General features: G+C 70.2%; 11 protein-coding genes. 2 read left to right on the forward strand and 9 right to left on the reverse strand.

The annotated features are described in order from the left end of the window. Positions 1-160 precede the first annotated feature (160 nt). The 4 genes from HNQ61_RS25795 to HNQ61_RS25810 form a co-directional block, all read right to left on the reverse strand. The gene (locus HNQ61_RS25795; RefSeq protein ID WP_170035215.1) at positions 161-328 is read right to left on the reverse strand and encodes a hypothetical protein; all 168 of its coding nucleotides are present in this window, start codon (positions 326-328) and stop codon (positions 161-163) included. Positions 329-1537: 1209 nt separating this feature from the next. Continuing rightward, on the reverse strand, positions 1538-4180 hold the full coding sequence (locus HNQ61_RS25800; protein WP_170035216.1) for a PAS domain-containing sensor histidine kinase: 2643 nt from the start codon (positions 4178-4180) through the stop codon (positions 1538-1540). 10 nt (positions 4181-4190) lie between these two features. Next, positions 4191-6077, reverse strand: a complete 1887-nt coding sequence (locus HNQ61_RS25805) for a CheR family methyltransferase (protein ID WP_170035217.1) — start codon at positions 6075-6077, stop codon at positions 4191-4193. Continuing rightward, complete coding sequence (locus HNQ61_RS25810; RefSeq protein WP_205761567.1) at positions 6074-6685, reverse strand: chemotaxis protein CheB; 612 nt, start codon at positions 6683-6685, stop codon at positions 6074-6076. The genes HNQ61_RS25805 and HNQ61_RS25810 overlap by 4 nt, the downstream gene beginning before the upstream one ends. A 156-nt stretch (positions 6686-6841) precedes the next feature. On the opposite strand from HNQ61_RS25810, the gene HNQ61_RS25815 reads away from it, so the two are divergent. Further along, entirely contained in the window at positions 6842-7876 is a 1035-nt protein-coding gene (locus HNQ61_RS25815) for a chemotaxis protein CheB (protein WP_170035218.1), read from the forward strand. A gap of 226 nt (positions 7877-8102) precedes the next feature. On the opposite strand, the gene HNQ61_RS25820 is transcribed toward HNQ61_RS25815, so the two are convergent. The 5 genes from HNQ61_RS25820 to HNQ61_RS25840 all read right to left on the reverse strand — a co-directional run bounded on the left by HNQ61_RS25820 (position 8103) and on the right by HNQ61_RS25840 (position 12693). Next, positions 8103-8495 carry a hypothetical protein gene (locus HNQ61_RS25820; RefSeq protein ID WP_170035219.1) on the reverse strand — a complete coding sequence of 131 codons (393 nt, stop codon included), beginning with the start codon at positions 8493-8495 and terminating at the stop codon, positions 8103-8105. A 180-nt stretch (positions 8496-8675) separates the two neighbouring features. Next, a complete protein-coding gene (locus HNQ61_RS25825) occupies positions 8676-8978 on the reverse strand; it encodes a GIY-YIG nuclease family protein (protein WP_170035220.1) in 303 nt (100 codons plus the stop codon). A 1156-nt stretch (positions 8979-10134) separates the two neighbouring features. Then, positions 10135-11805, reverse strand: coding sequence for an electron transfer flavoprotein-ubiquinone oxidoreductase (locus tag HNQ61_RS25830; protein ID WP_170035221.1), 1671 nt, complete (start codon positions 11803-11805; stop codon positions 10135-10137). 174 nt (positions 11806-11979) lie between these two features. After that, positions 11980-12291, reverse strand: a complete 312-nt coding sequence (locus HNQ61_RS25835) for a hypothetical protein (protein WP_170035222.1) — start codon at positions 12289-12291, stop codon at positions 11980-11982. A 147-nt stretch (positions 12292-12438) separates the two neighbouring features. After that, positions 12439-12693, reverse strand: coding sequence for a hypothetical protein (locus tag HNQ61_RS25840; RefSeq protein WP_170035223.1), 255 nt, complete (start codon positions 12691-12693; stop codon positions 12439-12441). 264 nt (positions 12694-12957) lie between these two features. On the opposite strand from HNQ61_RS25840, the gene HNQ61_RS25845 reads away from it, so the two are divergent. Next, positions 12958-13539, forward strand: coding sequence for a hypothetical protein (locus HNQ61_RS25845; protein WP_170035224.1), 582 nt, complete (start codon positions 12958-12960; stop codon positions 13537-13539). Positions 13540-13615: the final 76 nt, after the last annotated feature.

Raw genomic sequence — 13615 nt, forward strand, 5'->3', positions numbered from 1 at the left:
GCCCCCCCCGCCCCCTCTATATTTTTTATCCCTTTGCCCGCCAAACCCCCCCGCGCCGCCCGGCCCCGCCCCGGGCCCCCTAGAAAAAACCCGGGGGGGGGGGGGGGGCCCCCCCCCCCCCCCCCCCGCCCGTGATGGTGCTTTATGTGCCGGCCCGGCCCTACTCGCCGGACGGAGGCGTGTCGCGCTCCTGCTCGGCCAGCGTGCTCTGGGTGCGGCGGATCAGGTCGCGGGTTCGGTCAATGATGTCGCGTGCGCGCTGTACGATTTCCTGCGTGCGCTGCTGCGGGGAGCGCGGCTCCGCGGGGGAGCTGGTCGTGTTGGTCACGTGCGGGTCGCCACATGAGTGTGCCGGCGCGGTGACGTTTCCGCGCTCGGTCCAGCATCAGAGGGGAAGAGGATGGCAAGAACGGAATGATAATCTGTTCCTCGTTGCCGCGCAACAAGTTAGACAGATCGCGCGGTGTGGCGTCAACTGTTGCGGATGCGGGGAAAGTGAACGGCGTGCGCGGCCCGTCCGCGGGAAGCTCATCCGCGTGCCGGGAAACATCTTGGGGCCCCTCACCGCGCGCGCTGCGCGCGACGACCCTCTCCCACGAACGGATGTGGGGAGGGAGCACACACCGGTGTTGTTCGTCGCGGACGGGGCGGCGCGGGCGGAGAGAGGCCCCCATCCCCGGCCCTTCCCCCAAAAACCCCTGGGGGAAGGGAGACCTCAGCGCCGCGGCGGGTTCGGCACGCAGCCACGGGAGTCCGCCCGCCGGCGAGGGTTGATGACGGATCGGCGCGATGACGGATCGGCGCGATGACGGATCGGGGCGATGGAGGATCGGCGCGATGGAGGATCGGCGCGATGACGGATCGGCGCGATGACGGATCGGCGCGATGGAGGATCGGCGCGCGCGTCCCCGGCCTCGTTGAGCGAATGAATCCGCCGCTCAAACAGCGGGAACCCCCGGCTCATGCCCGCTGTCGCGTCCACGCCCGGGGCTTCAACTGCGTCCGGGATCCCGGCACCGCCATCCGCCGGTACCCGCCGCCATCCACCGGGCCAACCACCGACATCGGCCGCTATCCACCGGCATCGGGCGACACGTGCCGTCCCGCTCACCACCATGTCATCCTGAGGAGGCGCCGACGGAACTCTCTGCCGCGCTGATGGTTGGCGCCGACGAAGGATCTACCATCCGCCGGTCCAACCGTCCGTGATGCACCGGACCATCCCCCTGATGCAGTTGAAGCCCCGAACGGCGCGCGAATAGCGCCGTGTCGGGGCTTCCCGCTGTTGGAGCGGCGGATTCATTCGCTCAGGATACTCTGGGCGCCACGCCAATTCCGCTCTCCGCGCTGAACCATCCGCCCGCCCCAACCCTCCCCCAGTCTTTTTTGGGGGAGGGTGGGCGAGTAGTACGAGCCCGGGTGGGGGCCGCCCTGAAGCGCGCCTGCCGCGCCGGGGTCATCCGGCACCGATCTTCGCCCGGCCGGTGCGCCGGTGATGCCGGTCCGCCCGGGCGCCGTCCCTGAATCCGCGCGCCGTCTACTCCCCCGGCTGCGCCACGGGGAGCGTAAAGTGGAACGTGGTGCCCTCGCCGGGCGTGCTTTCCGCCCAGATCTGCCCCCCGTGCGCCTCCACGATGGAGCGCGCGATCGACAGCCCCAGCCCCGCGCCGGCCCCGTGCCCCCGGCGCGCCTGCCAGAACCGGTCAAACAGGCGCGGCAGGTGGTCGCGCTCAATGCCCGGGCCGGTGTCCGTCACCCAGAACCGCACGTATCCGGCGACGCGCACCGCGCTCAGCTCCACGCGCCCGCCGGACGGGGTGAACTTGAGCGCGTTCCCCAGCAGGTTGCTCAGCACCTGCAGCACCCGCCCGTAATCCGCCGACACGGCGGGCACCCCGTCCGGGCGAATGCAGTTGAGCTCCAGCCCGCGCTCCTGCGCCGTCCCCGCGAACATCTCGTCCGCGGCGGACAGCAGGACCAGCGGCTGCACCGGCCGCGGGTTCATCACCATCGCCCCGCTTTCCAGCGACGCCACCTCCAGCAGGTCCTGCACGAGCGCGTTCATCTGCTCGGCGCTGCGGCGAATGACGTCCAGCTGCTTGCGGTCGCGCTCCGTAAGGCGCGACGTGTCGCCGAACTCCTGCAGCACCGCCGACGCCATCACCACCGCGTTGATGGGGTTGCGCAGGTCGTGCGACACCACGGCCATTACGTCGTCGCGCGCGCGCACGGCGGCCTGCGCCTGCTCGTACAGCCGCGCGTTCTCCAGCGCGAGCGCGGCGCGGCGCGCCAGCTCCTCCGCCGCGGCCAGGTCGCGCGCGCCGTACGGGGCGCCCCCGCCGCGTGCCAGGCTGATGACCCCCAGCACCCGGTCCTTGGCCCGCAGCGGCACCACCATGGCGGACGACAGCCCCAGCGCGCGCATCATTTCGCGGTGGTCCGCCCCGCCGCACACGCGCGCCATCACCCCTTCATCAACGGACGACATCAGCTCCGGCCGGCCCGTCCGCAGCGCCTGCACCACCGGGTGCACCTCCGGATCGGGCGCGTGGGGAAAGCGGCGCAGCAGCCCCAGCAGCAGCTCCTGCCGGGTCCGGTCGGCGTGCGCGACGCCCGCGGCGCGAACGCCCTTTTCCTCATCCACCAGGTGGACGATGGAATAGTCCGCGATGGTCCCCGCGCAGACGCGCGCCAGCTGCTGCACCACCTCCGACGCGTTCAGCGACGACGACAGCACCTCGCCCGCCTCGGCCAGAAAGCGGTCGGTGCGCTCGATGCGGAGCGATTCGGTGATGTCGAAGAAGGTGCACACCGCGGCCGCCACGTTGCCGTCCGGATCGTGCACCGGGGCGGCGCTGCACCTCAGGATGGCGATCTCCCCCGTCCCCAGGCGGTACATCCACTCCTCGTCGCGCACCATTTCCCCCGCCAGCGCGCGGGGGAGCGGATACGCCTCCGCCGGCGCGGGCGAGCCGTCGGGGAGCAGGTTGCCGTAATGCAGCGGAAGGTCCGTCAGGCCGCCTTCCTGGTGCAGCGGATGGGCCAGAATGCGCTCCGCCTCGGCGTTGTGCAGCACGATGCGCCCGTCCGGCGCCTCCGCGATCACGACGCCGCCGGGGATGTTGTGCAGCGCCGTGGTCAGCAGCGCGCGCTGGGCCTGCGCTTGGGCCAGCAGCCGCTGCCGCTCGGCCTCGTTCTCGCGCCGGGTGGTGATGTCGCGAAAGAAGATGGACATCCCCCCTTCTTCCGCCGGATACGCGCGCAGTTCGATCCACCGCCGCCCGATGGGAAAGCGCGTTTCGCGCTCCACCCGTTCGCGCGTGTCCATGGCGCGCAGCAGCGCCGTGTGCGGCTCCGTCCCCACCGCGGCGGACAGTTCGCGCCACAGCCCGCGCCCCTGCAGCTGCTCACGCGAGCGGTGCCACATTTCCGCCGCGCGGCGGTTGACCCAGGTGATGTTCCACGACGAGTCCACGCCCACGAAGGCGTCGCTGATGCTTTCCAGCACGCCCTGCAGCCGCGCGCGCCCGGCCTCGGCCTCGGCGTGGGCGGCTTCTTCGCGGGCCAGGGCGCGCGCCGTGTGCTCCGCGCGGCGCCGCTCGCTGATGTCGCGCAGAATCCATCGCAGCGAGGTGGCGTTGCCCTGCTCGTCGCTGACCACGCTTACGCTGCACGACACGTCCACCGCCGGCCCGTCCCCGCGGGGACGGACGCGCACCTCCCAGTCGTCCAGCCGTCCCAGGGGAACGGCGCGCGACAGGACGGAGCGAAAGGTTCGCCGCGCCTCCGGCGTCACCAGCGTGGTGAACGGCTTGCCCGCCAGGAGGTGGGCGGGAATCCCGGCCAGTTCCGCCGCCGCGTAGTTGGCGTCCATGATGGTGCCGTCCACCGTGGTCACCAGGTACGGGTCCGGCGCCATGTGAAACAGCTCCAGGTAGCGCTGCCGCTCCAGCGCCGCCTCCACCTGCGCCAGCTCCAGCTGCTCGTGCTGCACGCGGAGCTCCTCTTCCGCCACGTGCAGCTCCTCCAGCGCGGTGTACAGCGCTTCGAGCGATTCGCGGACGTCGCCCGGCGGCCCGCCGGCCGCGGCGTCCGGATCCGGAAGCTCCCGTTGCAGCGCCACCAGCCGCTCCAGGGAGCGGCGGACCTGTTCGTGGTAGCGGTCGCTGCTGTCGGGCATGGACGCGGGCCTACGCGGGAGGGGGGGAGGCGGGCCTGTCTTCCAGCAGAATCACCGTGCCGCGGATTTCGCCGGCGCTGGAAAGCAGGGGCGACATGGCAATGTGGCAGCGCACCGGTCGCCCGCGCCGGTTCACGGCGTCCAGCTCCGACTCCTGAAAGTCCGCGCGAGCCTCCAGAATAGCGCGCAGCGGCGCCTTGAGCTGCTCCACGGGAAGCCCGATGTCCAGGTGCAGAAGCGGCTGCCCGTTCACCTCGTCGGCGCGCAGCCCCCACAGCTCTTCCATGCTGCGGTTCCACACCTGCACGAGCATGTCGCGGTCCACCACCACCACACCGGCGCGCAGGCTGGTGAGCACCGAGGCCAGGTACGCGTTCACGTCATTGAGCGACGAGGTGCGGCGGTGCAGTTCGTCGTTGGTGGTTTCCAGCTCCTCGTTGGTGCTCTGGAGCTCCTCGTTCATCGTCTCCAGTTCTTCGTTGGTGCTCTGGAGCTCCTCGTTGGTGGTCTCGAGTTCCTCGATGGTGCTCTGCAGCTCCTCGTTGGTGGTCTCCAGCTCTTCGTTGGTGCTTTGAAGCTCCTCGAACGCCGTTTCCAGCGCCTGCCCGGCTTCGTCCACCTCGGCCTTGAGCCGCGTGTGGCGGGTGACGTCCACGAAGGTGATGGATACGCCCAGCCGGCCGTCGCTGTTGTCCAGCGGGGTGACCTGTACGTCAAAGCTGCGCACTTCGTCGCCCGCGGCGTGCTCCACGTTGCTGATGAGGATGGAGCGCTGTTCGCTCACCGCCTGCTCGATGCGCGAGCGCAGCTCCACCGGGCGGTACGAGACCTTGAGGTCGTGCAGCGGGCGCCCCACGTCGCCGGGGCCGATGCCGAACAGGCGGCGCGCGGCGTCGTTGGCCAGCAGCAGCTGCCCCGCGGCGCCCACCACCAGCTGCGCCACCGGGCCGGCGTTGAGCGCCGCGTCGCGCAGCGCCACCTGGTGAGCCACCACCGCGGAGGCCGGGGGCACGCGGGCCCCGGAGCCCTGCGCGTTGGCTCCGGTGCGCCCCATGAGCAGCAGGCGGTCGCGCGCGCTTCCCGGCACCGCCTTGCGGAACACGCGCGAACTCAGGTGCGCGGGGATGAAGAGGCCGCCGTGCGAGCGCATCATCTCGGCCTTGCCCAGAAAGAGCAGCCCGTCGGGCTTGAGGGCAAAGTGAAAGCGCGCCAGAATGCTGGCCTGTACTTCGGAGTTGAAGTACATCATCACGTTGCGGCAGGCCAGCAGGTCCAGGTGCGAAATGGGCGCGTCGTGCACCAGGTCGTGCTTGCCGAAGATCACCTGCCGCCGCAGGTCCGCGCGAAACACGTAGCCCGCGCCCACCGGCTCGAAGTAGCGCTCGCGGTAGCCGACGGGGAGGTCTTCCAGCGTCTTGGCGTCGTATACGGCGGCGCGGGCGTGGGCCAGGGCGTCGTCGTCGCGGTCGGTGGCGTACACCTTGACGCGCTCGCGGAACGCCTCCACCCCCAGCGCCTCGGCCAGCATCATCACCAGGCTGTACGTCTCCTCGCCACTGGCGCACCCGGCGCTCCACACGCGGATGGGCGCCTCGGGGCCGCGGTCGCGCAGCAGGGCGGGAAGGAAATCCCGGCCCAGCGTGCTCCACGCGTCCGGATCGCGAAAGAACGAGGTGACGTTGATGAGGATGGTGTTGAACAGCTCCCCGTACTCCTCGGGGTGCAGTTCCAGGTGGTCGCGGTACGCTTCGTACGTGGCGATTTCCAGCGTCAGCATGCGCCGCTCCACCCGGCGGGTGAGCGTGGAGCGCTTGTATCCAGTAAAATCGAAGCCGCGGGTTTCCTTCAGAAAGTCCACCAGCGATTCGAACGAGGGATCCCGGGGCTGCGAGGTCATTCGTAGGGTTGCACCAGTTGAGAAATCAGTTCCACCAGCCGCGGGGCAATCCGCGGCAGGGGAAGCACTTCGTCCACCGCGCCCGCCGCGTCCGCCGCGCCGGGCATTCCATAGCTCACGGAACTCTGCTGGTCGGAGGCGAGGACCGTACCGCCGCCTTGGCGCACGTGCAGCGCGCCGCGGGCACCGTCCGATCCGCGCCCGGTGAGCACCACGGCCACCATGGGCACGCCGGCCGCGGCCAGCGACGACAGCAGTACATCGGCCGAAGGCCGCGAGAAGTTGACGGGGGCGTGTTCGTCCAGCGCCAGCGTGCGTCCGCGGAGGATGGAGAGGTGGCGGCCGGAGGGCGCCACGTACACGTGCCCGTTCTCCAGCTCGGCGCCGTGCACCGCCGCGCGGACGCGCAGGGGCGTGCGTCCGGCAAGGATCTCCGGGAGCAGGCTCAGGCGCCCGGCCTCCACGTGCTGCAGCACCACCACCGCCGCGCCGAAGTCCGCGGGAAGGGCGCCCAGCACCTCCGAAAGCGCCGCCAGCCCGCCCATGGAGGCCACCAGCGCCACCACGGGGAGCCCGCCGGGCGGCGAGCCCGGATCGTTGATCGGCACTTAGTGTGGCATCGAAGGGGATTGGGAGCGCACAACGTCGCAAGGTGCGCGGAGTACGCGGGAATGTCAATCACACGGAGGCGCTGGTGCGTGTCGCTGGAGCATGGGTCTTGCTCCCAGCACTCCGGTGAATCGGAACGCTCAGGAGAACTGCTTTTGGCCGAACGTGACATTGTGGTGATCGGCGCCTCGGCGGGTGGAGTCGAGGCCGTGTCGTCGCTCATCGAAGCGCTGCCCCGCGACTTTCCCGCGGCCGTGTTCGTGGTCGTGCACTTTCCCCCGCACGTCACCAGCGTGCTTCCCCGCATCATTTCGCGCCGCGGAGGAATGCTGGCGGAGCACGCGGTGGATGGGGCGCCCATCGAACTGGGGCGCGTGTACGTGGCCCCGCCGGACCTGCACCTCATCATTGAAACCGGGCACATGCGCCTGGTGCGGGGCCCGCGCGAGAACATGTCGCGCCCGGCGGTGGACCCGCTCTTTCGCAGCGCCGCGCGCGCGTACGGCAACCGGGTGATGGCCGTGGTGCTCAGCGGCAATCTGGACGACGGAAGCGCGGGGATGATCGCCGTCAAGAAGCGGGGCGGCCTCGCGCTCGTGCAGGACCCGGATGATGCGCTGTATTCCGGAATGCCCGCCAGCGCCATCCGCAACGCGCCCGTAGATCACGTGGCGCCGCTCGCCGAGATCGCCCAACTGCTGATCCAGAAGGCGGGGGAGACCGTGGAGACACCTGAGGACGACCGGTCGCGCGCGTTGTACGAAACCGAGGTGCGCGTGGCCGAAATGGATCCGGACGCGCTGGAAACGCCGCGCGCCGGCGAGCCGTCGGCCTTTGCCTGCCCGGAGTGCCACGGCGTGCTGTGGGAGGTGCAGGACGGCGAGCTTACGCGGTTCCGCTGCCGGGTGGGGCACGCGTACTCGATGGAAAACCTGCTGGCCGGGCAGAGCGCCGCGCTTGACGCCGCGCTGTGGACGGCGTACCGCGCGCTGGAAGAGCGCGCCGCCCTCACCGCGCGCATGGCCGATCGCATGCGCGACCGCAGCCAGCCCATGCTGGCCGTGCGCTACGACGAGCAGACGCGCGAAACGCTGGAGCGCGCGGAGATGATCCGCCGGGTGCTGGTCACCGGCAGCGAAGACATCCCCGTGGTGGAGGGCGGCCCGCGCGAAAGCAACGTGGCGGACTGATCGCGGTCCACCGGCCGGCCTCCGTTGCGTCGCGGGGCGGATCGCGATCGCGTGACGGGATGAACCGCCCTCACGCGGAGGTCGCGGGGGTCGCGGGGGTCGCGGGGAAAAAGGTGGGATGGGCGGACGCGCGCTGTGCGGCACGGGTGTCCATCGAGAGGAGAAACGAAACCGCCCCGCGCCAAAGCATGGCGCGGGGCGGTTTAGGCGTTCAGGACCGGGACGATCAGGGCGTGGTGGTGCCGCCCGTGGTGCCGCCGGTCGTTCCCGCGGTGCCGCCGGTGGTGCCGGTAGATCCGCTCGTGGTGCCGGTGCCGCCCATGGCGCCGCCCGTCGTTCCGCCCGTGGTGGCGCCGGCCGCGCCGCCGGTGCTGGGAGCCGCGCCGGTCGCGCCCGCCGCGCCGCCGGTGCCCATGCCCATGGTGTCGCCGGACATGGTGCCGGTGGGGGCGGTGCCGGGCGCCGTCATCGACGGATCGGTGGTGGTGGTGGCCGGGGCCGAGGTGGCCTCCGAGCCGCCGGTGGTGGTGCCTTCCGCGCCGGTGTCGCTCGTCTCGTCGCCACCGCCGCACGCCGCCATCAGGGCGATCATGGGCACGATCATCAGCCGCTTGTACATCCGCAAACCTCCCGATTCAGGTTGGATTCGGCGCAGGGAGCGCGCCGTTTCGCCGGCTTCACACGTCCCGGCGAGCGGCGCGGCACGAGTGCATGCCACGGACCGATTGCGGAGCAGCTTTCCTCCACGCGTCTCATCTGACGCATCGCGCCCACCCGCGCCGCCGCTCCAACCCGCCGCTCAATCATCGCCGTCGACGATGCCGATTGTGGGTGCCAGGTCCAGGAACTCGGGGTTTGGGGTTCGGATCAGCGCGATCTTCTTTGCCCGTGACCAGCCCTTGATCTGCTTCTCGCGGGCGAGCGCGGCCGTGATGTCGGTCGTGTGCTCAAACCAGACGAGGCGCGCGACTCCGTACCGCGAGGTGAATCCCGGAGCGCGCTTCTCCCGGTGCTCGCGTACGCGGCGCACGAGGTCGTTCGTGACCCCCGTGTACAGCACCCCCGTCGGGCCTGACAGAATGTAGGCGTAGTAGTTGTGCACCAGAGAGGTTGAACGGGTGGGCGTGATATGCCCCGCTTTGTCATCCTGAGCGAGCGGCCAATCGGGGTTTCAGGCTGCTCCACATCATGCAGCGAGTCGAAGGATCTTGCCACATGGCCGGCTCCGAGCACCGCGGTTCGAGTCTGATGCCATCCCCGCCTGCCGGGCGCCCCGCATCCGCCGTGGCAAGATCCTTCGACTGCGCGCCATGGTCCGGTGCAGCGGAAACAACGGTGCAGCGCTTCGCTCAGGATGACAGCGAAGGGTGCGCATGTGTCCCCGCTTTGTCATCCTGGGCGAGCGGTCAAGCAGGGTCTCAGGCTGCCCCACATCACGCAGCGAGTCGAAGGATCTTGCCACATGGCCGGCTCCGAGCACCGCGGTTCGAGCCTGATGCCATCCCCGGCTGCCGGGCGCCCCGCATCTGCCGTGGCAAGATCCTTCGACTGCGCGCCATGGTCTGGTGCAGCGGAAACAACGGTGCGGCGCTTCGCTCAGGATGACAGCGAAGGGTGCGGATGTGCCCCCGCTTTGTCATCCTGAGCGAGCGGCCAAGCAGGGTCTCAGGCTGCCCCACATCAAGCAGCGAGTCGAAGGATCTTGCCACATGGCCGGCTCCGAGCACCGCGGTTCGAGTCTGATGCCATCCCCGCCTGCCGGGCGCCCGGCATCTGCCGTGGCAAGATCCTTCGACTGCGCGATGGTCTGGTGCAGCGGAAACAACGGTGCGGCGCTTCGCTCAGGATGACAGCGAAGGGTGCGCATGTGTCCCCGCTTTGTCATCCTGAGCGAGCGGCCAAGCAGGGTCTCAGGCTGCTCCACATCAAGCAGCGAGTCGAAGGATCTTGCCACATGGCCGGCTCCGAGCACCGCAGTTCGAGTCTGATGCCATCCCCGCCTGCCGGGCGCCCCGCATATGCCGTGGCAAGATCCTTCGACTGCGCGCCATGGTCTGGTGCAGCGGAAACAACGGTGCAGCGCTTCGCTCAGGATGACAAATACGGTCGCGGATGAAAACAATCGTGCGCGCCTCTCGTGACGCCTGGCCTCCCTTCACCGCAGCCGCGTGCAGCCGTATTCTCCGCCTCTGGCGGAAAAAGCGACGGGCCGGATGCGCATTGCATCCGGCCCGTCCGTCATCCATCCAGCATCCTGCTTACATCTTCTTGTACGCCGGGCCGCTGCCGCCCTCGCGCGGCGTCCAGCGCGGGCCGATCACGTCCGTCGCCTTGCAGTCGATGCAGTTGGGCGCGTTCACCTGCAGCCGGTCGCCGTTCATTTCGTACACGCCGGCCGGGCACAGGTGCACGTACAGCTGCGCCACGTCCGCCGGAATGTCCTTGCCCACGATCAGGTGCGACGGGATGTCGTCGCGGGTCCCGTTCCCCGACTTGAACACCGCGTCCACCTTGCTGAACGTCAGCTTGCCGTCCGGAACGAACGCCGGCTCCGGCCCGGCCTGGCGCGGCACCTCGTTGTCGGCGTGCATGGTGATCTTGCCGCCGGGAAAGCGCCCGCCCGTCACCGTCATCAGCGCCGCCTTGGCGCCGCCCACGAAGAAGCCGTCCTTGAACGCCAGACGCTGGTTCCGGCTCTTGTACAGATCATCACGGATGTAGCTGCCGTCCACCATGGCATCGTACGGCGCCAGTGCCGCGGCGCTGGTGTCGCCCTTCTGGAGCGCCGCGAAGATGGCGCGCGCCGCGTAGATGCCGCTCTGCATGGCGTAGTGGATTCCCTTCAGCGAGGGCACGTCCACAAAGCCCGCCGTGTCGCCGGCCATCAGCACGCCGTCGCCGTAGCGGCGCTGCGACAGGGCGTAGAACCCGCCCTCGGGAATGGTCTTGGCGCCCCACTCCACCATTTCGCCGCCTTCCAGGTACTTCCGGAACAGCGGGTGCAGCTTCATGCGCTGCAGCATCTGGTGCACGTCCACCGTGGTCTGCCGGTAATCCAGCCCCACCACCAGGCCGATGGACACCAGGTTCGGCTCCACGGGATACATCCAGCTTCCGCCAAAGGCGTCGCGCGGCAGCGGCCACCCCAGCGTGTGGACGATCTTGTCGAGCGGCACCTTGGTTTCCCACAGTTCCTTTACGCCCAGCGCAAAGATCTGCGGATTTTCGCTCTTGATCCCCTGCCACTCACGGTACGCCATGGCCAGCGGCCCGCGCGTTCCTTCCGCCAGCACGGTGACGCGCGCGGTGACGTCGGTGGGCGGCTCCGAGCCCGGCCCCGCGCTGCCGTCGCGGCTGAGGCCGGCCGGCGTGGTGCGCACCCCGCGGACGTTCTGCCCCTCCACCAGCAGCGAGTCCACCGGGAAGCCGGGGAGGATGTTCACCCCCAGCCCCTCGGCCTTGTCGCCCAGCCAGCGGCAGATTTCGGAGATGGACGCCGTGTAGTTCCCCTTGTTGTGCATGGGGGGCGGCGTGGGGATGCGGTAGTGCCCCGTTTCCGTCATCAGATAGACGGCTTCGTCGCGCACCGGATCGCGGAAGGGGAAGTCGGCGTCGGTCAGCTCGGGGAACAGTTCCCGGAAGGCGCGCGGGTTCACCACCGCGCCCGACAGGTTGTGCTCGCCCAGCGCCGATGCCTTGTCCAGCACGGCGATCTGGGTTTCGCCCAGCGATCCGCCGGCCTCGCCGTCCTTCTGCACCAGGCGCGCGAGTTCGATGGCGCACGCCAGGCCGGCCGGGCCCGCGCCCACGATCACCACGTCCATCTCGATGGCCTCGGCGTCGGGCGCCTCGGACAGGATCATCCGCTCGCGGGGAAGCGGCGGCTGGTGGCGGACGGGGAGAACGGTCCCGCGTGCGGCGTCGGCCATGGGTCTCCGTGATGTTTTCGTGCGCCGGCGCGCCGTGCGCGCGCCGGCCGGGATGGCGGTGCGGCCCTTGGCGGACCGCGGGAAAAGCGGGCGGATTATAGGCGCCCCGCGCCCTGCCCGCAAACACGGGGCCCCGCGCGCACCGTCATTCCGGTGCGCGCGCGCCGCCGCGGGTCAGCGCGCCGGCGCCGCGTGCGCCGGGCGGAAGTCGGCCCGGGTCCAGTGCACGGCCGCGGCGGCGCGGTCCAGCAGGGCGGCGCGCTGCAGCCGGTCCACGGCCTGGCCGGCCCGCAGGTCCGCGCACAGCCGCAGCAGCGACTGCCGCAGCTCCGCATCCATCACGTCTGACTTCTCCAGCGTTTCCAGCGCGCCGCAGGACAGGCGCAGCAGCTTGCTGGCGTCCGAGGTGGGCCGGCGCAGGGCGTTCACCAGCGCCTGCACCTGCACGCGGAGCTGAAAACGAAGGGGGAGCGCGGCGTTCAACATGACGTACACCTTCTGTTCTGGTTCCCTCGCCCGCGGGTCGGTCCGCGGAGGGCCGCGCGGGTAGGCCAGAGCCGTGCCTGCAAGACAGCGCGCGCGTTCCCGATCGGGAACGCGCGCGAAATGTGTTGCACAAACCTTGGATCCCGCTCAGGGTGTGTGGCCCGTGGCAGGGTTGTTGGGGGCCCCGGGGCGGTGGGGCGCGGTGTCGTTCACGACGGTGGTGCGCTCCTGCGCGGTTTCCGATCCGCCGGAGGTGCGGCCCTCGTCGGTGGCGTTGCCCGCGGCGGGGGCGATCCCGTCGTTGGAGTCCAGCTTGGCCTCGCCGCCGTTGTCGCGGCTGCACGCGCCCGCCGAGAGCGCGGCGGCCAGGGTGAACACCGGAATCCAGCGATGCATGCGCATGGGTATGATCCTGTCTGGGGTGATGCGGAAGAAAGTGCGACCGGTACGCAGGGGGCGGGCCGCGGCGAAGGGGGAAGTGCGTGAGTGCGGGGTGCTGGGTGCGTTAGTGCGAGGACGGGGAAGTACGGGAGAGTACGAAAGTACGAAAGTACGAAAGTACGAAAGTACGAAAGTACGAAAGTGGGCGGGGCAGGGGGCGTCTGTCGCGGGGGCGGCGGACAGGCGTATGTTCCCGTCTCCTTCCTCCCTTTTCGTGTGGTATTCATGCGACATCTCTGGGCAGTCCTCATCCTGCTGTGCGCCGGCGCGGCGGACCTGGCGGCGCAGGAGGCATCCGCGATCGCTCCCGGCACGCGGGTGCGCGTCACGCAGACCACCACGCCCGAAGCGGGCGCACGCGGCCGGCGCAACGCCGTTCGCGTCGGTACGCTGCTGGCGGTGGACTCCGGTTCCGTCACCATCCAGCAGGGCGGGCAGTCCACCGTCGTTCCGCTGGCCCTCGTATCCCGGCTGGAAGTCAGCGCCGGAACCGCGAGCGGCGGACGTGGCACGCTGCGCGCCGCCGGGATCGGGGCGCTGGTCGGAGCGGGCGCCACCGCGCTCACCGTCGGGGTCATCCAGCTGGGAGGCACCGACGACTGCGACAACTGCGCCGACGTGGACGAAGACTTTCTCGGTTCGCCGCCCGTCGTCGTGGGCGTGGGCGCCCTCATCGGAGCCGCGGTCGGCGCCTTTGTGGGCGGCCTTTCGCACGAGAAGTGGAGCCCGGTGACGGTCAGCGGCCGCCCCGCCACCGTTTCGCTCAGCACCACCGCCCGCGGCATCGGCCTGGAACTGCGGTTCTAAGCGCCTCGCGCGGCTCTGCGCGCAGAGCCACGAGGTGCGTGAGCGCGGGCCGTCGCCCATGCCCGGAGTGTAGTGA

Source organism: Longimicrobium terrae (assembly GCF_014202995.1).
Taxonomy (GTDB): Bacteria; Gemmatimonadota; Gemmatimonadetes; order Longimicrobiales; family Longimicrobiaceae; genus Longimicrobium; species Longimicrobium terrae.

What these genes read in the sequence shown, in the direction of transcription:
- HNQ61_RS25800 (WP_170035216.1), bottom strand. Translation starts at nt 4,180, where the DNA reads ATGCCCGACAGCAGCGACCGCTACCACGAACAGGTCCGCCGCTCCCTG.
- HNQ61_RS25805 (WP_170035217.1), bottom strand. Translation starts at nt 6,077, where the DNA reads ATGACCTCGCAGCCCCGGGATCCCTCGTTCGAATCGCTGGTGGACTTT.
- HNQ61_RS25820 (WP_170035219.1), bottom strand. Translation starts at nt 8,495, where the DNA reads ATGTACAAGCGGCTGATGATCGTGCCCATGATCGCCCTGATGGCGGCG.
- HNQ61_RS25830 (WP_170035221.1), bottom strand. Translation starts at nt 11,805, where the DNA reads ATGGCCGACGCCGCACGCGGGACCGTTCTCCCCGTCCGCCACCAGCCG.
- HNQ61_RS25835 (WP_170035222.1), bottom strand. Translation starts at nt 12,291, where the DNA reads ATGTTGAACGCCGCGCTCCCCCTTCGTTTTCAGCTCCGCGTGCAGGTG.
- HNQ61_RS25840 (WP_170035223.1), bottom strand. Translation starts at nt 12,693, where the DNA reads ATGCGCATGCATCGCTGGATTCCGGTGTTCACCCTGGCCGCCGCGCTC.
- HNQ61_RS25845 (WP_170035224.1), top strand. Translation starts at nt 12,958, where the DNA reads ATGCGACATCTCTGGGCAGTCCTCATCCTGCTGTGCGCCGGCGCGGCG.